Annotated in this window: 16 protein-coding genes; 4 read left to right on the top strand and 12 right to left on the bottom strand. The window is 45.3% G+C overall.

Annotated elements, in window-relative coordinates; all coding sequences use genetic code 11:
* Positions 1 to 246 precede the first annotated feature (246 nt).
* Positions 247 to 2,583, top strand: a complete 2,337-nt coding sequence (locus CHI14_RS01875; protein WP_095286735.1) for a helix-turn-helix domain-containing protein — start codon at positions 247 to 249, stop codon at positions 2,581 to 2,583.
* 58 nt (positions 2,584 to 2,641) lie between these two features.
* Here the strand turns inward: CHI14_RS01875 and CHI14_RS01870 are convergent, their stop codons facing one another.
* From CHI14_RS01870 to CHI14_RS01855, 4 genes are read right to left on the bottom strand one after another with little or no spacing between them, the layout of a single operon-like run.
* Entirely contained in the window at positions 2,642 to 3,658 is a 1,017-nt protein-coding gene (locus tag CHI14_RS01870) for a glycoside hydrolase family 130 protein (RefSeq protein ID WP_095286734.1), read from the bottom strand.
* A 51-nt stretch (positions 3,659 to 3,709) separates the two neighbouring features.
* Positions 3,710 to 5,320: an extracellular solute-binding protein gene (locus tag CHI14_RS01865; protein ID WP_095286733.1), complete on the bottom strand. Its 1,611-nt coding sequence runs from the start codon at positions 5,318 to 5,320 to the stop codon at positions 3,710 to 3,712.
* 38 nt (positions 5,321 to 5,358) lie between these two features.
* A complete protein-coding gene (locus tag CHI14_RS01860; RefSeq protein WP_095286732.1) occupies positions 5,359 to 6,270 on the bottom strand; it encodes a carbohydrate ABC transporter permease in 912 nt (303 codons plus the stop codon).
* Positions 6,271 to 6,286: 16 nt separating this feature from the next.
* The gene (locus tag CHI14_RS01855; RefSeq protein WP_095286731.1) at positions 6,287 to 7,237 is read right to left on the bottom strand and encodes an ABC transporter permease; all 951 of its coding nucleotides are present in this window, start codon (positions 7,235 to 7,237) and stop codon (positions 6,287 to 6,289) included.
* A gap of 410 nt (positions 7,238 to 7,647) precedes the next feature.
* On the opposite strand from CHI14_RS01855, the gene CHI14_RS01850 reads away from it, so the two are divergent.
* On the top strand, positions 7,648 to 8,928 hold the full coding sequence (locus CHI14_RS01850) for a glycoside hydrolase family 125 protein (RefSeq protein WP_095286730.1): 1,281 nt from the start codon (positions 7,648 to 7,650) through the stop codon (positions 8,926 to 8,928).
* Positions 8,929 to 9,212: 284 nt separating this feature from the next.
* Here CHI14_RS01850 and CHI14_RS01845 read toward each other — a convergent pair whose 3' ends face one another.
* Entirely contained in the window at positions 9,213 to 9,668 is a 456-nt protein-coding gene (locus CHI14_RS01845) for a DinB family protein (protein ID WP_095286729.1), read from the bottom strand.
* Between the two features lie 246 nt (positions 9,669 to 9,914).
* Between CHI14_RS01845 and CHI14_RS01840 the strand changes: the two genes are divergently transcribed.
* Both CHI14_RS01840 and CHI14_RS01835 read left to right on the top strand, forming a co-directional pair.
* Positions 9,915 to 10,553 (top strand): nitroreductase family protein, encoded by a 639-nt coding sequence (locus CHI14_RS01840; RefSeq protein WP_095286728.1) that lies wholly within the window; start codon positions 9,915 to 9,917, stop codon positions 10,551 to 10,553.
* Between the two features lie 143 nt (positions 10,554 to 10,696).
* Positions 10,697 to 11,122 carry a MarR family winged helix-turn-helix transcriptional regulator gene (locus tag CHI14_RS01835; protein WP_095286727.1) on the top strand — a complete coding sequence of 142 codons (426 nt, stop codon included), beginning with the start codon at positions 10,697 to 10,699 and terminating at the stop codon, positions 11,120 to 11,122.
* 73 nt (positions 11,123 to 11,195) lie between these two features.
* On the opposite strand, the gene CHI14_RS01830 is transcribed toward CHI14_RS01835, so the two are convergent.
* The 7 genes from CHI14_RS01830 to CHI14_RS01800 all read right to left on the bottom strand — a co-directional run bounded on the left by CHI14_RS01830 (position 11,196) and on the right by CHI14_RS01800 (position 22,117).
* A complete protein-coding gene (locus CHI14_RS01830; protein ID WP_095286726.1) occupies positions 11,196 to 12,683 on the bottom strand; it encodes a S8 family serine peptidase in 1,488 nt (495 codons plus the stop codon).
* Between the two features lie 191 nt (positions 12,684 to 12,874).
* A complete protein-coding gene (locus tag CHI14_RS01825) occupies positions 12,875 to 15,169 on the bottom strand; it encodes a stalk domain-containing protein (protein WP_095286725.1) in 2,295 nt (764 codons plus the stop codon).
* Positions 15,170 to 15,435: 266 nt separating this feature from the next.
* Positions 15,436 to 15,840, bottom strand: a complete 405-nt coding sequence (locus CHI14_RS01820; RefSeq protein WP_095286724.1) for a VOC family protein — start codon at positions 15,838 to 15,840, stop codon at positions 15,436 to 15,438.
* 226 nt (positions 15,841 to 16,066) lie between these two features.
* Positions 16,067 to 16,960, bottom strand: coding sequence for a GNAT family N-acetyltransferase (locus CHI14_RS01815; protein ID WP_141236627.1), 894 nt, complete (start codon positions 16,958 to 16,960; stop codon positions 16,067 to 16,069).
* Positions 16,957 to 19,188, bottom strand: a complete 2,232-nt coding sequence (locus CHI14_RS01810; RefSeq protein ID WP_095286722.1) for an S-layer homology domain-containing protein — start codon at positions 19,186 to 19,188, stop codon at positions 16,957 to 16,959. The genes CHI14_RS01815 and CHI14_RS01810 overlap by 4 nt, the downstream gene beginning before the upstream one ends.
* Before the next feature lie 333 nt (positions 19,189 to 19,521).
* On the bottom strand, positions 19,522 to 20,802 hold the full coding sequence (locus CHI14_RS01805; RefSeq protein ID WP_095286721.1) for an MFS transporter: 1,281 nt from the start codon (positions 20,800 to 20,802) through the stop codon (positions 19,522 to 19,524).
* A gap of 523 nt (positions 20,803 to 21,325) precedes the next feature.
* Positions 21,326 to 22,117: an SDR family NAD(P)-dependent oxidoreductase gene (locus CHI14_RS01800; protein ID WP_095286720.1), complete on the bottom strand. Its 792-nt coding sequence runs from the start codon at positions 22,115 to 22,117 to the stop codon at positions 21,326 to 21,328.
* Between the last annotated feature and the right edge of the window lie 4 nt (positions 22,118 to 22,121).

Genomic DNA, 22,121 nt, shown 5'->3' with positions numbered 1-22,121 from the left:
CACATTCTCTGTGCCCAATCATCCCATCTCCTTATTCGACCCAGGTATACAGGCAAAATTCAAAATTGGATGCATTTCATGAAACCTGTACCTCCTTCTATTAAAAATAAACCTGACGTGCTACTTTATTCGAAAGATTATAATGTTATAATGTTTATGCTGACTTAAGTATAATCCAGAACAGAACATAAATTTATATTCCAGAATGACTAATTTGAACTTTTTAAATACGGGAGGGACAACTACATGGCTAATCCGGCACTCAAGCCATCCTTGCTCAACCAATTTAGACTCAGCTGGAATCATTTCAAATCAAGACTTCTTCTGAAATATGCGTTTTCCTACATACTCATATTTCTCATCCCTCTAACAGGGGTTACTATTTTCGTATATGAAAACGCTGTCAAGGGCCTTCGTGTCGAAATCGAACAATCCAATGTCAATCAGCTGAATCAGGTGAAGAACACCATAGATACCCGTATGAACGAGCTTCAGGAAATAGCCGGGCGAATCGCTTATGACAAGTATTTGACCCCTTACATGGTGAGGGATCCCTACTACAGCATAGAGGCTATACAAGCCTTGGCGAATTACAAAGCCAGCAGCAACATTGCTGAGGACCTGCTTCTGTATTTCCATAACGACTCCAACATCTATTCTCACCGTGGTCTCGCTGATCTTCATGTCACCTTCGATACACTCTATCAATTTGAGCGTTGGACCCCTGCAGAATTGCGGCAGGACTTAAATGAAACCCGACAACCGTTGGTGCGTCCAGCGGAGAATGTAACCATAAATTCCCGGACGGATCCAATGGTCGTCATGCTCGTACCCATTAAACCGAATGACCCCTATCCTTACGGAACGGTGGTCTATTTAATGAAAGAATCCAAGCTTACTGGCGTCATGGATTCGATTTTGAGTGACTTCACGGGGAGCAGCTATATATTCGGTCCTACTGGAGAGGTTTTGACCGCAAACAGCCATGGTGTCACTCTTCCCCAGAACGAGCTTGAGAAGATATCCGGACTTGAGCCTGGAATTCATAATCTGAAGCTGGACGGGGAACAGCACTCCGTCGTTTCGGTGCAATCGGAAGAAAATGGATGGACCTATGTGACCACGATGCCAAGTTTCCAATTTTTCAGCCGTGTGGCCCATGTTCAGACGCTGATTTTAATTGTCTTTTGTATTACGGTAATCACTGGCATTGCTGCGGCACTTCTGCTGGCCAAACGGCAGTACCATCCGATCAGGGATCTGATGGAATTCGCCAAGCTGAAAAGCAGCGGCAAGGATGCTCCCAAGGTTCGCAATGAGTGGGAATGGATCCGGCAGACTCTCCACGATTACAGTGCCAAAATTGATTTACAGGAGCCTTTCGTCCGCAATCAGTGTATGCTGCTGCTGCTCAAACATGGCAAGCCTGACGATCCTGAGATCGAGCAGATGATCTTCAGTACCGGCTTCAGGCATCCTCAGGGAGAAGGCCTCTATTTCTCAGCTATTCTGTCCTGGGATGACACCAAGCCGGGCAGCAAGTCTTGGCAGGATCGGCATCTCCTGCAGGAGATCCTCGGCAATGTGTGCTTGCCCCCTTCTGGTGCACAGATCTTTGGAGTGGAATTTTCGGTCAAGGACCAATTTGCCCTGATCATTTCCCTTCCCGGAGAAGTAGACATGGTGGTCCAGACCCGAATGGAGCAGGTTATTGAAGGCATTCAAGCGATCATTCACGAGCACTCACAGCTGTCACTAAGCATCGGTGTCGGTATGGCATACAGCGACCTGAGCCGTCTTAACCAATCGTTTATCGAAGCTGCGGCCGCACTCGAACATCGAATGATCCGTCGCAGCGGACAGGTAACCTACTTCGAACAGCTTGCAGAGCTGAACCCTTCCGCCACCGAGAGTTTCTGGATTCCGCGCAAATCCATGTTGAAGCTGGAGCAGAGTCTGAAACAGGGTAACGAACCCGTAGCCGTCCAGATGATTGCTGATACCATCGAGATGGTCAAAGACGAGCCGCTGCAGGTTCATCTGCTGCGCTGCATCTGCTTCGAACTGCTGAACGCTTTTCTGCGAACGGCCTCCGAACTTGGGATGGACAGTGTCTTCGCCAATATGCCGGAATTAACCTCCTTTGAAACGCTGGAAGAGCTGGAGAGCCGCCTGCTCTCTCTGGCCGCTGACATATGCATGCAGGTCGAGCGGAATACGGAGACTAGCGAATCATCGTTAATGGATGACATTCTGGCATACGTGGACGAGCAGTTCGCAGACTATACACTCAGCCTGGAACATGTGGCGCTTAAGTTTGCCATTTCAACCTCTTATTTGAGCCGGAGTTTCAAAGAGAAGACTGGCACCAATTTCTCACAATATATCTGGCAAAAACGTGTGGACGAAGTGATCCGTCTGTTGGAGAACACTAGCGCACCCCTCAAGGAAATTATCGAGCAGGTCGGTTATTTGGATACGCCGAATTTCATCCGCAAGTTCAAAAAAGAAATCGGTCTTACACCAGGGCAATACCGTAAAGAACATGCTTTGAAGGGGACTGTTGTGAAAAGGCCCATTTAATTCCGGGCTTCCTTCTTCCCCTGCAAAGCACCTGAATGACTAACCAAGTTGGCCCTGCTTACTGCCCTTCCCGAAGGATATGCTCTACCAGCTCATCCAGAGGAACCGTAGCGAGAGCAATCGCTGTATCCGTTACTCCGTAATAGATATAGAGCAGTCCGTCTTTGACCACGTTTCCGGTCGGGAAGATTACATTTGGAATCTGAAATCCAAATTTCTCGTAGTACGTCTCCGGCTCCATAATGAAATGATGGATCCGGGCAATGATTTTCTCCGGCTGCTCCAAATCCAGCAGCATAGCTCCCACACGGTAGACGATATCTTCATCAACGCCGTGATAGAGCACCAGCCAGCCCTTGTCGGTCCGGATTGGAGGCGTCGAGCCCCCGATTTTCCGCGATTCCCAGGACAAGTTTCCGGCGGTGGCGAGCAGCTTGGGCTCTTCCCAGTTCACCAGATCCTCGGAGTAGGTAATCCACATGGCCGCCCGATCCGTACCGTAGTCTTCTCCCACATATTCCTCGGGGCGGCGCAGCAGCACGAATTTGCCACCTATTTTTTCAGGAAACAAAATGTTGTCCCGGTCGTTAATATCCAGAGGCGTCGTATCCGCCACAAACTCCCAATCCAGGAGATTATCCGATTTCAGAATGGAGGACCGGGTCAACCAGTGCCCCTCCTCTTCCCCCCATCCGTCGGGATATTCGGGAATAGAGCGCAGGGGGACGCCTGCTCCGGTTGGATAGTAGCTCATGGCACAGGGACGCAGGGCATAGTTCAGATAGAAGGTTCCATCAATTTTGACAATACGAGGGTCCTGCACACTACCATAAGGAAAACCCAGCATATCGGGCGTCACAATGGGCTCATCCTTCACGTGGGTGAAGTTTACCCCGTCATCGCTCTCCAGCAGCCCCAGATAATTCTTGCATGGAGTCAGGGAGCCTGCGGTGCGCTCAATCATGTAAAATTTGTCGTTATCTATGATGACCGCCGGGTTGAAGACCGTAACCTTGCGCCACTCATAGCCGCCCGGGACGACAATGGGATTGTTCGGGTGTCTCGTTATTTGCATGTCTGTTCCTCCTGGGATTCATGTTCAAGGTATAGTTTACACAGGGCTTGATTAGTTGGATTTCCAGCGGTCATACGCAGCCTGATTAATTTCAGCCACACGTTCTCCGCCCATTTTCTTGACGGTCGCCACATAATTGTCCCAACTGGTTAGCGGCTCTGCACCGGTGATGAACTTCGCTTCCATCTGCTTCACATATGTGCTCAAATCCGAATTCAGGTTGCTGATTTCCGTCTGCTCTTCCACGGTCAGGAACAGTGTTGGGAACGGAATCCGAGCGCCTTTATCAAGAAGCTTCTGCTCCGTTTCCTTCTCTACCCAGAGATCAAAGTCTGTCTTCAGCCCTTTACTAATATCATCCATGGACAGGGTTGGAGCAGGAATACCGTAGTTAGGTGTCAGAGTCGCCCGATAATCTTCCATTTCCTTTCCATCCGGAACAGGCAAGTATTTCTTGACCCGGTTTTCTTTGTCGGTGTATTCCCAGAGAATGCCCTCTGGCCCTTTGTTGAAGAACATGGCACCTTCATAGGAATAGAGATAATCCACCCAACGCATGGAGGCTTCCGGCGCCGGATTGCTCTCCGTAATGGCAAAGGCACCCGTTGTAATGCCTCTGTTCTTCGCAATTGCCGGAGCAGCCACCGATTCGCTGCGGACAGGTGCAAACATCGGATCTGCCGTCGAAGGCTCTCCGCCTTTGGACATGTAGGCATGCCAGTCGGAGAAGAGTGCGACCTGGTTGTTCTGTGCCTTGGCCTTCTTTTGCTCCGCCGTCTGCGAGAAGCTCTCATGATCCAGCAGCTCTTCGGACCACAGACGGTTCATATAGGTCAAATATTCCTTATATCCTTCTTCAAGCGGTGTATAGTGCACCTTATCGTTATCGTCCACGTAAATTTCTTCTTCATAAATACCGAAAGCGCCAAGCAGCCAGGTACGGATATCACGGAGGTTGGCAGCAGGTGTTGTCACCGAGGATATCGGAATTTCATCGGCGATACCGTTGCCGTTCGGATCTTCCTCCTTCACACGCTTCAGGTAGGTATACAGCTCTTCTGTCGTTTCGGGAAGCTTATCGATATTTAATGCTTTCAGGAAGTCCCCGTTGTACCACATTGGGTTGCGATACCAATGCTGACTGAGTTCTACTACCGGCAAAGAATAAATATGCCCGTCCGGTGCTGTAATGGATTTGCGGACATCCGGATTCTCATCCAGCAAGGCCTTGAAGTTCGGAGTGTATTCTTCAATCAGATCCTCCAGAGGAACGAGGATGCCCTGCTCTCCATAATTCATCTGCTCTGCAGTGGTCAAACCGGCAGCATAGAGAATATCCGGGTAATCCCCGCTGGCGAGCACCAGATTCTTCTTGGTCTCGAAGCTGTCCTTCGGTGCATTCCTGTATTCCAGCTTAATGCCCGTCTTCTCCTGCATCTGCTGGAGCACTTTCATGTTCTCCCAGTTCTGAATCCCTACATCCGGCGCCATCAGCGTAAGAGTTACGGATTCATTAACAATCGGGAAACCCTCTTTATTCACAGCAACAGCTCCGGTACTGTTATCTCCTGCTCCTTTGTCAGCATTACTGCAGCCTGCCAGCAGTGTAAGAACTAGAGCCGAAGACAACAGAAGTTTCCATGGTTTGCGTGTGGTCTGCATGAATAATTCCTCCCTTGTTATATACACATTCTAATGATTCAACCTTTAACAGAGCCAATCATGACCCCTTGGACAAAATAACGCTGCAGGAATGGATAGACCGCCACGATCGGCAGCGTGGAGACCACAATGACTCCATATTTGATTAATGATGCCGTTTCAGCCTTATTGTTCATGGCGGTCGCCACCTCGCTATTGATCGAAGCGCCCGTGGTTTCGGCCGACATCTCCTGAAGGACAAGGATCTGGCGCAGAACCATCTGCAGCGGATACTTGGCTTCATCATTCAAATAGATCAGGGACGGGAAATAACTGTTCCAGTGGCCTACTCCATAGAATAGGGCCATAACGGCTATAATGGGTGCCGATAGCGGCAGAATTATGCGGATGAACAGCTTCAGATTCGTACAGCCATCCATATGAGCCGCTTCCTGCAGTTCTTTGGGGATGGTCGTCTGAAAAAAGGTGCGGGCTACGACAATATTCCAAACTGAAGCAGCCACCGGCAGAATCAATGCCCACATGCTGTTGATGAGTCCAAGGTTCTTGACCAGCAGATACGTCGGCACGAGACCGCCGCTGAAGAACATCGTAAACAGAATGAGACCCATGAACAGATTGCGTCCTACAAAATCGGATCTGCTGAGGGCATACGCGGCTGGCAGCGTAACGGCGAGATTAACCAGAGTCCCTACCACCGTATAAATAATCGTGTTCAAATAACCGTTCCATATCTTCGGGTTATCAAAAACAAGCTTGTAACCGTCCAGTGTCACATTCTTCGGAAACAGCCACATGGCTCCCGAATTGACGTCCTGCGGCGAACTGATGGAAGCACTGAGAATATAGATCAGCGGATAGAGAACAACCAGCAGAGCAAGAACCAAATAAATATAGGTACAGATCACAAACAGCTTGTCCCCTCTGGACTCTTTCATGGCAGTTACCATAGACTTCAACTCCTTCCTACCAGAGGCTATTCTCACTGGTACGTTTGGCAATCTGATTGACAGTAACTAGCAAAATAACGTTGATTACCGAGTTAAACAAACCCACAGCCGTTGAGAAGCTATACTGGGCATCCACCAGACCGGCGCGGTAGACATAGGTGGAGATGACATCGGAGGCTTCCATATTGAGTGAATTCTGCAGCAGCAGAATTTTCTCGAAGCCAAGGCCCAGTATATTACCCATATTTAAGATCAGCATGATTGTAATGGTGGGTACAATTGTCGGCAGATTGATATGCAGCATCCGTTTAATCCGGCTCGCCCCATCCATAATGGCCGCTTCATGCAGCTGGGGATCTACGCCAGACAGAGCCGCGAGATAAATAATCGTACCCCACCCGGTACTCTGCCAGACCCCCGAGAAAACATAAATTGTCTTAAACCAGGCCGGATCCGTCAGAAATTGTGCTGGTTGAAAGCCCAGGAATTCGATGAGCCGGACAATCATTCCACTGGAAGGCGACAGAAAGGTAATGATCATCCCCGCCATAACAACGACGGAAATGAAATGCGGAGCATAGGTTACCGTCTGAACCGATTTCTTGAACGGACCGTTCCGCACCTCATTAAAGGCTAGCGCCAGAATAATCGGAAGTGGAAACCCGATCGCAAGCTCATAAAAGCTGATGCTGAACGTGTTCCAGAGCAGATCCCAAAAGAAATAGGAATTGAAGAATCGTTCAAAATGGTCAAAGCCAACCCATTCACTGCCTGTAATTCCTTTTGAAGGTACGAAATTCTTAAAAGCAATCTGAATGCCGTACATCGGGCCGTAATGAAAAACGAGGAAATACAACAACGCGGGAAGCATGAACAAATAAAGCTCCCAATTTTTCCAGATTCTTTTGCCAAGGGATTTGTTCTTTAATGAAGGTTTTACGGATACTGCAGCATGACTCACCTTCATTCTCCCACTCCTCTCTATGGTTTTTTTCGTTACATAAAATAAATTTGTATCCGCTTTGCATTTAGCTGACCTCCCCTATGCTAGCGCTTACAATTCAAATTGTAGTGAAACCTTGCTGACACCGTAAATATGTAGGTTGTGCATTGTCATGTTAAAAAGTGCATAAAACCGCGCTGCTGCAGTACTTTCAGACTTGCTGTAATTCAAATGTCCCCGGATGAAACATGGATAATATGTGTGAATTATGAACCTCTCTTTAAGCTGCAAAAGTTACATATTGTGATCAACGGGCAAGTATGCAAACATTTGCTACGAATGCCAAGGCTACCATACGGACTGATAATATCAGAAGGTTTCCATTATGAACCGTGCTTGCTACCTTACCCTAACTACGTAGGAGGAGTTTGACTATGAACCTGCCAGCTTCCATTATCGAGTACTTGAATGAGGCCGACGAACGGCTTGCCCATCATCCCAAATTGCAAAAACTGTTTCGCAACTGCTTCCCCAATACACTTGAAACGACAACCAAGCTGCTTGAAGACGGCACCACTTTTGTATTTACTGGCGATATCCCAGCCATGTGGCTGCGCGATTCTACGGAGCAGGTGCGCCACTACATTCCGTTTGCCAAAAACGACTCTGAGCTTCAGCGGATTCTCCGCGGCCTGATTGCCCGGCAAATGTTCTATGTGAATATCGACCCGTACACGAATGCATTCAATGAAACAGCAAGCGACAAGCATTACCGGGCTACGGATGATTGCAATTTAAATCCCTGGATGTGGGAGCGCAAATACGAGCTGGATTCCCTCTGTTTTGTCGTTCAGCTGGCTTATATGTACTGGAAGGAGGTGGAGCAAACCGATATCTTTGATACCGATTGCTACCAAGCACTCAGCTCCATTGTGAACGTTATTGAAACGGAGCAGTACCACGGAGAAAAGTCGCCCTACCATTTTATCCGGCAGACGCTTCAGGATACGGAGACGTTGCATAATAACGGACGCGGCATGCCTGTCAACTACACCGGCATGAGCTGGTCGGGCTTCCGCCCGAGTGATGACAGCTGCGAATTCGGCTACAACATCCCCTCCAACATGTTCGCTGTGGTGATTCTCGAGTATATCCGCGAGATCGCCAGCGTCATCTTTAAGGACGAAAGACTGGCTGCCCGAGCAGCGAAGCTGCGCAAGGAAATTGACTTCGGCATCCGGACATACGGGATTGTGAATCATCCGAAATACGGTCGAATCTATGCCTATGAAACAGATGGATTCGGGAACTTTTCCCTGATGGATGATGCTGGCACACCTGGATTACTATCTATTCCGTATATTGGTTATGTAGGGGTGGAGGATGAAATATATCAAAACACCCGCCGATTTGCTCTCAGTTTCGACAATCCCTTCTACTTCGAAGGTAAACATGCCAAAGGTATTGGCAGTCCGCATACGCCAGGAGGTTATGTGTGGCATATGGCACTGTCTATGCAGGCGCTAACAGCAGATAACGATGAGGAAATGAAGGAATTAATCGATATGCTGATCAGGACTGATGCAGATACCGGGTATATGCATGAAGGCTTCCACCCCGATGATCCCTCTGACTTTTCACGTGAATGGTTCGCCTGGTCGAACAGCCTTTTTGCTACGCTGATCGGCAAAGCGATGGACAAGGGAATTGTCTAATCTCTTCCCGCTGATCTTGTCTTTCTGAAGAAACCCTACCTTCAAAAAAATATTATTATGCAACGAAAAAAAACGCTGTGCCGATTAGATTAGAAGGGCACAGTCGATTTTGGAGTTATAGTCGAGTATTTAAGCAAGGAGCTAGCAGCAGAAGCTCCTTGCTATTTTTTCAAACAGTTGAGCTATCAGCTGTCATTCCCCGTAAATCTTCTCGTTTTTATTGAGCTACCGCTAATCGATATGTTAAACCCAATTCCTTTCAATCTATTGAGTGTTAGCTCCTCTTATAGCCTCGCAAACGTGATGTAATCGATTGGGACAGGTTCTGCCGATTCAATTCGAAGCGCTTGGTTGATCTGTCCCCGGTGATATTGCCCATGTAATATAACCTGTGACAGGATGTCCCTGACAGACGTTTGAAAGAGAACCCCGCTCTGGTTCGCGTAGTCAAGCATTTCGTCCAACCGGGATTCTTCAAGTCCTTCCATATAGACGCGATATTGCTTGGCGTTTTCTTCGAACATCAACCGGATCACCGAGAGGTCTTCAACCTCCTCCCACAACGTATACTGCCCGCTATTCTTGCCAAGCAATCGGGATAGCCAGACACGTTCTGCAACCGCGACATGCCTAATCAGCTTTAACAGGTCTTTGTTCCTCGTCTCACTTTTCTCAAGCGCGTCCAAGATTCGTCCGTCGGCCCAGTACAGATGCTCCATCATAGCCTTAATTGTCTTCATTTCGACCATCCCCTCTTCTTCTCATCACTTTAAATTCGCCAGTTCAATTCTAATTAACTACATTCGACAAACGCTTATTTTCTTATTGTGCAATTGAACAATGCAATCGTTTATCTCATGATTTGCTAGATTTTAACATAATAAAAAGGTTGAAATGATTCAAGAATTCAATTATATTTGACATATCAACTATTGACTAGTCAAATATTGATGCATCAACTAATAGATAAAGGGAGAGAAATGATTATGAAACCATCTCAAAAAACAAACGATTTTAATGAAATTATATACGGACGCCGCTCGATTAAGACGTATGATCCATCCGTCAAAATTACCAGAGAAGAAATGACTCAAATGATCAACGAAGCGAGCACTGCTCCTTCCTCCATTAACATGCAACCTTGGCGTTTCCTTGTTGTGGATACACCAGAGGGAAAAGACAAACTCGTTCCGCTGTCCCGCTTCAACAAAGAAAAAGTAGCTCAAGCTTCAGCTGTTATTGCCGTGTTTGCAGACAAAAATAACTTCGATTATGCCGAAAACATTTATGGAAAAGCCGTTGAGCTCGGATTAATGCCACAGGATGTGAAGGACTTTCAGTTGAATGCATTCAAACCGATCTATAACAGCATGTCTGATGCTGAAATGAACGATGTCATTATGCTTGACTCCGGTCTGGTTTCCATGCAATTGATGCTGGTTGCCCGTGCGCATGGATATGACACCAATCCAATTGGTGGGTATGAAAAGGATCAAATTGCCGAAGTGTTTGGATTGGATAAAGAACGTTATGTACCAGTCATGCTGCTGACAATTGGTAAAGCTGCGAGCGAGGGATATACCTCCTACCGCCTGCCAGCAGAAGAAACTACATTCTGGGCTTAAATCAATTAGCTGCTTGCCATGATGCGAGAAGCCATCACATTGTGATATAGTTGCCTTTAGCTGCTGAATGTCTTGGAAGAGATGTGCCTTGGTTACCAGGCTGCTTTTCCAAGATATTCGGCACCATTCAAGGAGGGGCACACATGAATTGTTCTTTGGAGCAAGAAAACCTATTAATTCTACTTAAAAATATAAGCAATCAGCTGAAACCCAAATTTGAACGTTGTACGGGGATCAGTTCCTCACGATATGTTCTGCTGTATCATCTCTACATTCATGAAGAGGTGACTCAAAGCCATTTGCAAAAAGCCATTCACATCGATAGTGCTGCCATTACACGCCATTTGAAACAGCTGGAAGCAGATGGTCTCGTTTCAAGAAGACGAAATCCCATTGACCAAAGAGAAACCTTCGTTCGGTTAACGGAACATGGACTCACGCATATAGCCAACTTCAAACAGGATCGTAACCAGTTCGTTCATCAGATGCTGCTTGATTTCAGTGAGGAAGAAGTTGCCATGATGACCGACATGCTCGCACGTATGCAATTCAATATGAAAGATATGTAACATGTAAGGAAACGGTCTGAAACTGCCGAGCTTGGTCCATCTTATGAAGATCCTTACGTCCTATTAGCGAATTTTATAGACCGTTTTCAATCCTGTTCTTCTTCACATTAAATCCTTGGATTTTTTTTAACCACTGCAGTACCTTACTTGCCTTTTCTTGTATCAAATCCGGATCATGCGTCTTTTCCAATTGAGGAAAGGATTCAACATATCTAGCTAAGTATTCACTAACAGACCAACGGACTGCCCAATTGCTATCTGTGGAACATGGAATCCACTTGGATACTTCTGATTCATTCGTATTTTGTAACAATCCGTGCGCATACCAACCGCGCACTCCTCCCTCGCTTTCCTCGCTTAATCGTTTCCAATAGAGCCTTCTCTCATTTTCGTCTTCTGGTTTAGCTAAGGCGTAGACTGCAATTTTCCTTATTACATCGGATTCATCTTCAGCATACTTCCATAATTCTTGTCGAGTTACGATTTGTTGTTGAACAAGTTTAGATAAAGCTAACCCCCTTTCAATATCATTTAAAGATTCTATAGAATGGTCATCGCCAGCAATACGGACACTCGATACACATTGGTTTGCTTTTTTCAGGTTGACCTGCATTTCTAAACTATGAATTACATTACCTACATTTATTCTTGGTGCATTATTTTTGTAATCTTCTATTGGATCAGCATTTTCAATCAATTTACTACGTAATTTTTTTGAATCTAATTCTGGATATTTAGAAAATAAGTACGCAGCAATACCCGTTACGAGTGTTGCTGCACCGGAAGTTCCCCAATAATATGATACCTGTTCTTCTCTCTCCTTGCATTCACAGAAAGGAAGCGTTAGGTATACTCTTGGAGCTAGAATATCTGGCCTGAAATGACCATCTCCATTCTTGCCAAACGGCTCATCGGGATAAGGCAAATGCAGGTGACGCTCCGCCTTTCCACGATCATTGAAGCCGCCCACAGTGAAATATTCGATAGGCGGCATAATGTTCCCCAATCTGGTATTACCGTTTGAACAGATGACCATCAAACCTCTTTGGACTGCAGAATTTAAAGCTTGAACTGTTGAATTTTTATGAGTTTTCTGTAGGAGTACAGGATTATCCGAAGCATGCCAACCTGTGCATAAAATAATTTTAATATTCCAGTTTGGCTGTTTCAGGACCCAATCCATTCCATATTTTAAACGCTCACCTTCACCTTCTCTGAAAGCACCATGGTCAAGCACAATAAAGTTTGCAGCAGGAGAAAGACCTACATGTGTTTTTCCTTCTAAAGAGAAAGGTTTATGAGACAGGGTTAATAATGTCATTAAGCCATGTTCACCGACTTCCTCATCTACCTCGCCTGAAGATTGGAATGCAATATTATTGCAATTTATAGTTAAATCATTTTGGACAGTTACGTACTTCATTCGGTCACCCAGGTGGCGAATCGTATGATGGGGTTTTATTTTATCAATGATTACTACTCCAATATTATGGCCGGAATTATGAAAATCCGGTGGCTCCATGAATCCTAACCTTGCCCATGTGGGATCAGGAAATGCCATCGTTGTTATCCCCCCCCTATATCGTTCGTAATAGAGATAATTTAGCTTTAACAGACTATTCTACTACCCTGCCGTCAAATTCTTCTAACAGCGATTGTATAACAGAAAAGACTCCCTAAGGAGTCCCTTCTTTCAATGCTTAAAGCCTAACAATTTATTTGTTACCACTCTAGTCCATAAGATCAACTACATTACTTCTCCATTGGGAGCGGTGTAAAGAGCAGGTTAACTGGCAGGTTGCTTCCTGGCGCTGCTGAGAAAAGAATCGTTACACTCTCCGAAGAGGATCCTGTTCGGTAAAGTACGCTTTGTTCACTGGACGTATTGATCGATAAGCTACCATCGACAATTTGTACAACTTGACCGTTCACAAGAGCTACTCCAAAGTACTTTCCTCCACGTGGGTTAAACGAGATCAGTGTACGCGGAGCAACATTGCTTAACGTGATTTTGTATAAGACTCCAAAGTTACCTGCATTGGATGCATCCGTGTAAGCCATCGGATCTGTTCCAACCAAATTCGGGTCACTTGCATTGTCTCCAAGAGGTAAGCGTGCCGGCGTGGCTCCAACTTGCTGGTCGTACGTTATAACACGAGTTGCATTCGGGTATGTGCCACGGTTGTGCACACCGTCACGATCGAGTACTGGCAATGTTGGTAACGCTTCGAACGGATCTTTATTTTCTTCGACCAGAATAACGTTATAATCCAGGGAATAATCGCTGAATGCATCCGAATACAATGAGATCACTTGTCCTTCTTTCATCGGAGTTTTATTGAGTTCGGTCAAAATCAGTTTACTTTCCCCAGGTTCAAAATATTCTTTCTTTTGATCGGCACCAGCCTGTATTGACTTGAACCATTTATCAATAGACAATTTCCCGGCTACGGTAGCAAACGGAGTAGGTCCTGCGAAGCCCATATTTTGCTGTTCAAATACTGCCGGATATGGGTTGTTATTTGTTGCAATAACATACATTTTTACTCTTTTGCCTGTATTGTTCACATGGTGAATCATGAAGCGCGTCTGCCCCGAAGAAGACTCTTGGTACACAATACCTTCCGTATTAACCGTTTCCGGACTGTTGCTGCGAATGAGCAGACTTGCCTCATCCCTATACGTATAAGGTACTTTCTCCATGGAAGTCACTTCGCCACCATTGAAGGTAAATTTCTGTCCAACCGGTGTGAAAAGTAAATTAAAATCCGAAACATTATATAACGTCTCATTGGTTATGTTTATGACTTTGGAATACGTATCAGTTGCCCCATGGTTGTCTGTGACGGTCAAGGTCACCGTTTGTGGTCCAGGTTCAAAGAATGCAAGCGGATTGTTATCCCAAACCGTTTTCTCAATCTTGCCTTCATCATCTGTACTTTGATCCATGTACGTTATTTTTTCACCCATTTTATATTGGTCCTTGTCCGTTGTGAACATGGCTACAGGTGGAAGATTAGGCTGCAAAACTTGAATTGTAACCGAATAGGGATCGCTCCACTGGCCGTTTGAATCCTGAACTTGATATGAAATGGTATATGTACCCGCTTGATCAAACGAATCCTGACGACCTGTCCAGCGTTCGTTCGTGATCTCAAGACCGTTTGGAGAACTATAGGAAGTCACATAATCCACTGTATCTCCCGCAAAAATTTCCTTTTGGGAAATCACAAAGCTTGCAACAGGTTTCTTATGTAAATTGAGCACAACGGTTTTCGCCGACTGATTCACTTTGTAGGAAATGTTCAGAGCTTGAGTAATGGAAGTTAACGGCACCATAAACGTATTTTTTTGCTGATATGCAGGGCCTTTCATCGTTCTGGACTCACCATTAACGGTATAAACCTTGCTGTTTGTTTTGAATCGGAGCTCATTGTCCCCACTGATAATAATGGTCTCCTTGGTTTTGTTATCGTATTTAACTCCGTATCCCACACGATCCACCAGTGCACGAATCGCAACATAGGATACACCGTTTTTGACAGTCATTGGCTGGCCGGCAAGAAACGTATTCCCATCCTGCTCCATTTTATTGCTGTTCATGTACAATGTAAGGTCTCCACCCGGCGTTCCGGCAGCAGTACCTGTTGCAGGCTGCTCGACTTGAGCTGGAGTAGCTGGCGTCTTGTCATCCTCGGCAGTTCCTTCCTGAATCGTGGAACCCTCCTCGGATTCATTCGTTGTTGTTGCTTGATCAATAGCAGCCGGATCATTTTCTGCCGCCGGTGTTGTCTCCACGACTGCTGATTTGGAGGCTTCCGTGTCTTCTACAGTAGATTCAGCTTTTGATGATGTGCTGCTTTTTATTTTCACTTCATTCTCGGTACTCGGCTGTTCTATCTTCATGACCTCTACGGATTCTACTTTGGCAGGCGTTACAACTGCTGCTTCCCCTTGATCCACGGGTTGTGCGCTCGCCGAACCAACTGTAAATGCTTGAAGTACAGCTACAGCGGTAACTATGGACATATTCCTCTTCAGATTCATTCTTTATTTCTTCCCCTTTCGCTCCCTCGCAAATTTCAATCTATTAAAAGTCATACTATTAAACGCTCGAATACGGAAAAAGTTACTAAATAAATTGAATATTATGGATTTGATGCAGCTATTTTCAATAGGGATGCTATTCATATAACAATATTATTGAGTCATCTCTAGCTCAGACGCTGTGCTTTCGTTAGGTTAGAAGTAAATCAAAAACAGCTGATCATATGGATCAGCTGCTTTGATTTCGGTTAACTAGTGATAGACTTTCAACCTCTACCGCTGAACCGTTTAATCGCTTCCTCGCTCACCGGCTGGAAGAGGTTAATGAGATTACCGTCGGGATCACGGAACAATATCGCACGATTCCCCCACGGCATCGTGGTCGGTTCCTTCACCCAATCATCAACAACGGGCTTCAAGCGCTTGTATTCGGCATCGACATCGTGAACACGGAACTCGAGGATGACACTGCGATTATCGGCAGCCACTGCGGAACCAACACCGAACAGAGGTACCGTCTGGGAGTGACCTATAGCCAGAGTGCACGAAGTCAGAACGAGTTCGGCAAAGACTCGCGCGGGACGTTCCGCTGTTATACCCATAACTTCCTCATAGAACTCGACAAGACGATCCACGTCGTCGGTAATCACACGTATAGAAGCGAAATTCATAAAAATACATCCTTTCTACAATAGAAGATACAATCCCCTTGGGTTAAAACAAGCTTTCCATCCCCACAGGTTTACTTCATGAATCATAAAAGAACGCTACTGACCACGGTATGTCAGTAGCGTTTTAACTTTTTTCATCCCTTCCAATGAGAAGCAGGTAGAAGTCCTCCGACTATAAAAAAAGTTAAGCCGAGGCTTAACTTTTATGAAACGTATACGATTACTTTTAATGAAGTGTTTTCTGTGATCTCCATAAAATTTCTTCTTTTAAATGTGGAGAACACACATGTTTTTTAATAAATTTCACCATCGGCTGATTCTCTGCTTCCACAAAGAAAACCAATTCACTATACACCGGATCCATTGACAGCCTCCGGCTTGCCTCCGCCATCAATGCTACACCTCTTGCCATACGCTGAAAAGGAGTGCGGACAAACATGGTTTTACACAGAATGGTTTTGTCATCAAAATGTTCAAAGATCAGCCACCCCACAATCTCCCCGTTGTGGCGTAGAAAAACACTTCGACTTTTGTCAATCAGCTCTTCTTCTGCAAACGGATCCAGAATTGATGGATACCACTCTCCTAACCCACCTTGTATCTGTTCCCGTTCCTCAGGAGAAATGGAATAGAAAGGCCGGGTTGTAAAGCTATCAGGTAAGGATAAGCTTCTTACCCATGGGAACTCTGATGGAACCTGCAGTGATGAGCTGTATACATGGATACCGGGGACCGAAAGATCAAAGCCGCAAGCTTGGAAAAAAGCCGATAACTTCGGTTGATTTATTTCGCTCATCATATATTCAACAGTCAGTTCGTGTACTCCTGCCTTTCTAAGCAGTAAGCAGAGCTGATTCATTAACGCTCGCCCAATTCCTTGCCGGCGAAGCGCTTGATCAATACTGATATCAAGTAATTTTGCCGTTCGCTTAGTATCAAGAACAGGGAGATGGATTAATGCAACTCCTGCTGGCTTCCCTTGAATTAATGCACCCACACAAGCGTAAAAGTCTGGCATCTGCTTGAGAACAGCGCGGTGCTCTATCGAGAGATAAGTTTGAAACTCGACTGGAATAGCCTTTTGATAGATAACAAATTCCACTCGCACTGGCTGGCTCAATCCTGAATCGCAGGAATAGAAACTTCCCACTGATTTTGTTCTAAAATATTTTTCGCGTAATCTTGATAGCCAATAAGTGTTACTTGGAACTTCCCGGGAGATGCAAAGTTATACCTTGTGAAAGCTTCCTCGGTCAGCATAAATACTAGCTGATTGTTAACCAAGGAAAACTGGTAATCTATTTCAGGACTAACAATACCTGCAGGCGCTCCAAATAATACCTTGTTATCTTCTGCTGTGAAATCACCGCTAGGTGCGTATTCCAGTGTGCTACTCCCCCCAGAAGGGAAAGATACAGTGATCGGCTCATTAATGGTCAACGTAATATTTCCGTTTTTATAAGTCGCATCCGTCACGCTTGGTTTGGTTTGATCAAACGTAACAGGCAGTGAAACCTGCTTCGACTGATCATTCCCCTTCTCGTGAAGTGTGAACACCAGCTGAGTGTTCATATCCGATAAAGAGCTAGAAGGAACAATAGTCAATCCGCTATCCGTATTGGGATTAATCGTCAACGCATCTGAGGTAGAAGTGACGCTTATGCTGCCAAGCACTTGCTGTTCCGTATCGATAATATCAAAATCTTTATCTACTGAATTGTATAGGAGGTTCTCTACGGTCTCTCCCCGTTTAACTTGAATTAAACTCTTAATGCTGCGCTTATTGTAGTTTTCTGGATTGGCTGTTGCAGATAATAAGATGGAGTCATTCTCTCCTAAAGAAGGATTAACTACAAAAGAGGCATTTGGTGCAAGAGACAAGGATAGTGCGGTTTCATTCGTCTCTGAGTATTGAATTTTGTATTCGTTAATTGACAGTGCCTTTTTCCCTGATAAGGTGCGTAGAGCATTTTCCTCGACCAGAGGCTGATAGGAGATATACAGATAGTCTTCAAATTGTACCGGGAATGGCAGTTTGATTAATACTTGATTCCCAGAAATCAAGACATCTTCATCATTTAAAGAAATAGGGTAAAGAACATCACCATCTAAGGCTTTAACAACCAAATCAGAGGAAATTGTATCCCCTTCTTCGTTAAAAACAGTGGGAATATGAGTCGGGTCCAACTCTTCATCATAACTCAAGGCAATCGTTCGGGCATCCAAAAACTCGATTGAAGTCGTTTGAATTGTGTTCTCAACTAACTCAATCGATGTAGCTGAAGGCGCAGAAACATTTCCTGCTGCATCAACAGCAACTGCCCGGTACACTCCGGCAGCCAGTCCCTCAGTTGAGATGAAGGTTTGGGTATTGGCTGCTGTGACGGACTTCTTGGCAGCACGGTGATCTGTCACCAATGTATTGAGGCCCGATATTGCTGTTGGAGTGCCTTCAAATGGTACCAAATAAACAACCCCGGTTTCAGAACTCGTTACACTTACGTTTCCTCCAACTGGAACAGGCGTGGATGACATGATGGCAACCGTTGGAGCTGCGGAATCCGTTGGGGCTGCAGGACTTCCATTGTTGCCGCTGCTGCTTCCGCTGGAAGAAGAAACGGGTGGAATTGACACTACATCGTCAGTCGTTGTGCTCGGGGGTACTGCATTATCCTGCTCCTCGGACTGCTGGTTTGCGAGATCCTCTTGTATTTTTTGCTGAGCTGTAAGAAATTTGCTGGCCACCAAAGCTACCTGCTCCCGGCTAGCATTGCCTTGTGGATTAAAGGTACCGTTGCTGTTTCCATTAATCAACCCAAGCTCTACAGCTACTGCTACCGAATCTTTAGCATAATCCGAGATGGAGTTAGCATCCGTGAATTTCAGCTGCGATGCCTTACCAGATGTAATATCAGCACCTGCAGTATAGCTTAGTGATCTGGCAAACAGAACGGCCATATCTTCCCTGGAAAGATTTTGTCCCAAACCGAAAGTGCCGTTACCAAGTCCTCTGATCAAGCCTGCTTGCGCAGCGGCTTCAACGTATTTGTAGGAGTAACTATCAGCCGGAATGTCCGAGAACGTAGGCTGTACTGGCGCACTTTCCACATCCAGATTCAGAGCTTTCGCAAGAATGATTGCGAAATCCTGCCTGGTTATTTTGCCAGTGGGATTAAACTTACCCTCACCTTGCCCATTAATAATTCCCGCCTCAGCCAACTTCTGAATGGCGTCTTGGGCAAAAGAACCTTGGATATCCGTCAGTTCCGTTGAAGCAAAAGCAGGTTGGATGCTTGCACTAAGCAGAGCAGTAGTTGTCATGACTTTGATGAGTAGCTTTTTCTTCAAATGATTACCCCCTATATATATGAAACAAAATAGACCTAAATCTCATGGAGTAAAGAATCTATGCCTATTCAATTTCGACATTTTTCTCACAATTCTTTATATGTAACTACATATTTTTTACTGGGAATTTCTTCTTTCTTTCACCCGATCTTTAATCGAAAAACTGAATACCATTTACACCTCATAATTTTTTAGATTCTTAACATCTTAAATCATTCAAACCGATTCAAATTTCATGTATTAAAAAAAGGCAGACTGCCATTCCGCAGACTGCCCGTGTTTTTTGAGTTAACGTTATCGTTATCGTTTCTTAATCATGGTACATGGCATCAATTACCCGCTTATATGGGTATGATCGGCTTGGTCCCGGAAAGCCCTGTAGCTCAGCAAACCTACCAAGAGTGCTAGAATGGTTAGTCCGGCCGCGAACAAATAGAGATTCACAATCCCGATGTATTCGGCAAGTCCAGCCATGCCCAGTAGCGAAATACAAAATACGAGATGCATAAGTGAAGCTTGCGCAGATAACACCTTGGGCAGCAGCTGTTTGTCTACACTATGCTGAATCAATGTGCGGCGGTTAATCACGGAGAGTTCTGCGAATGGCCCCATTAACATGACTAAAATGAGAGCGACAAAAGGCAGCGTGTTAAGTGCATAAAGCGCGGTCAGCACTCCATATCCAGCCATGCCAATCATCATCACCATTACATAACGGTTACCGATGGTCCGTGCCAGTGCCAGTACCAGCAAACCACCACCTATGGTCCCTGCGAAATAAGCGGCATTAATAAATCCCCACCATTCTTCGCCTTGACCAAGTGCAACTTGTACAAAAGCAAGGGTAAATGCGCCTACCCAAATGGATGCCCCGAGCATATCAATAATGTCCATAAAGGTTAAAACCCTCAGGCGAGGCGTTTCCCATATCATTTTCCAGCCTTCAGTTAACGTATGCCATTTGGATGTGCCAATTTCCGATATGGCATTTGAAGAAAGTGCACCTAATTCCTTTCCGACGACTTCCGAACTCACGGGTTCTTTGACACCCAGCGTAAATACCGCGGCCAGACCATAAATAACAGCGGTGAGCAATAAAGTAGGGCTAGCTCCCATAAATGCAACGACGATACCACTTAGTCCCCAACCTGCAAATTGCACGATCTGGTCGCTGACGCTAAGCAGTCCGTTGGCTTTGAGCAGACCTTGCTCACGCAATACCAAACGTGGAACAAGTGCATTACGAGCCGGAGTTGTCCATCCATCGAGAAAAGACATCACGAATACAAGCAAAAATACCAAAACAAGTGATGAAGCCTCTCCGTTCAACTGCAAATAAACCGCCAGGCCAATGAATAACAAAAATTGTCCCACTTGCGACATCAATAGAAGGTTGGACAACTTGAAACGATTAATCAGTAATGGCGCAATCAAGCTGCTCAACATTTGGGCTCCGCTGCGCATTAGTGGCATAAGCGCTGCCGACACAAGAGAGTCGGTACGATCAAGGACCAGCACTGTAAGTGCCATGATGTAAAGCACGTCTGCTGCATTCGCAGCAGTCTGTGTCGTCCATAGAAAATAAAATGGACGGGTTAAATCAGATGACTTCATCGAAGCTTATTCTCCATTTCTCCATAAGTTACTTCATAAAACAATATAATTTGATATTTCAATCAAAATAAGATTACGGTACTTAAAACTGTTTTACAACTAAAATAAATAATATAGGGAGTGGCAGCAAGTCACCGTATAAGTGGTACACCTTATTCCAATGCATTGAGGTCACCCTCCGATCTAACTAGTCCTGTGGAAACAAAAAAAGCCGCAAAATAGCGACTCGTTAAGGCGCGATCAGAAAAGGGCCGTTAATTCAAGACGATATGGATACCTTCTGGATCAGTCGCGGCATACTCTTTCAATTATTCAACGATAACGGTACAGTGAGACAAGTTAACTGCATTCCAGAAGCAATGTAGAGCTAACGAAAAAAAGGCGAGCCCATAAGCTCGCCAACATGTAAATTTCAAGCACTAAATGATTGAATAACTACTATTTTACCAACTTCCGATCAATGAAAATGAACATATACGCAACCAGGTATAACAGTTATTAATTCATGTCCAAACTGATATGTTTAGTAAATCGTAGGGACCATTCCTCCATCCATACGAATCGGTGAACCTTTAAATGGTGCTGCATAAGGGCTGCATACGAATGTAGTAAGTCTGCCGATCTCGCTCGGTCTGATGAAACGCTGCAGCTCGGATTGCGGGAGATTCGCAGCCATGAACGTTTTTTCTTTTTCTTCAAAAGTCATGTTTTCATCCTGATAAACGCTCTCGATGATCTGTTGTACATTCTCCGAAAGTGTTGGTCCAGGCATAATTGTGTTGACCGTTACTTCCGTTCCCACTGTGAGCTTGGACAGACTCTTCGATAATGAGAGCAGCATGGACTTGGTGACGGCATATTGCGGCATATGCCCTGGCATCACGGCTTCTTCACTCGCTATAAAGACGATCCGGCCAAATCCGCTGTTCAGCATAGCGGGCATATAAAATTTGGTTAATGCATTTGCGGAAAGCACATTGGTCTGAATGTATTTTTCCCACACGGCATCATCTACATCGTAGTAAGACATGATCTCATAAATCCCGGTGTTATTTATCAGAATATCAACCTGCGGGAACTTTGCATACAATGCTTCGCGCTCAGCAACATTGACGATATCAGCTGCCGCATTTTGAGGCGAAGTATTCGGATACGCAGACTTGATTTCTCCGACAACACGTTCAACATCCTCATGATTCCGTCCATTAATAAGTACGTTGACCCCTTCTTTGGCCAACTCGATGGCAATCGCTTTGCCTATTCCTTTCGTGGAACCTGTTACCAACGCTGTTTTGTTATTTAAACCCATATCCATGATG

It is taken from the genome of Paenibacillus sp. 7516 (assembly GCF_002272715.1).
GTDB lineage: Bacteria > Bacillota > Bacilli > Paenibacillales > Paenibacillaceae > Paenibacillus > Paenibacillus illinoisensis_A.
This window is presented reverse-complemented; position numbering and strand designations above follow the sequence as displayed.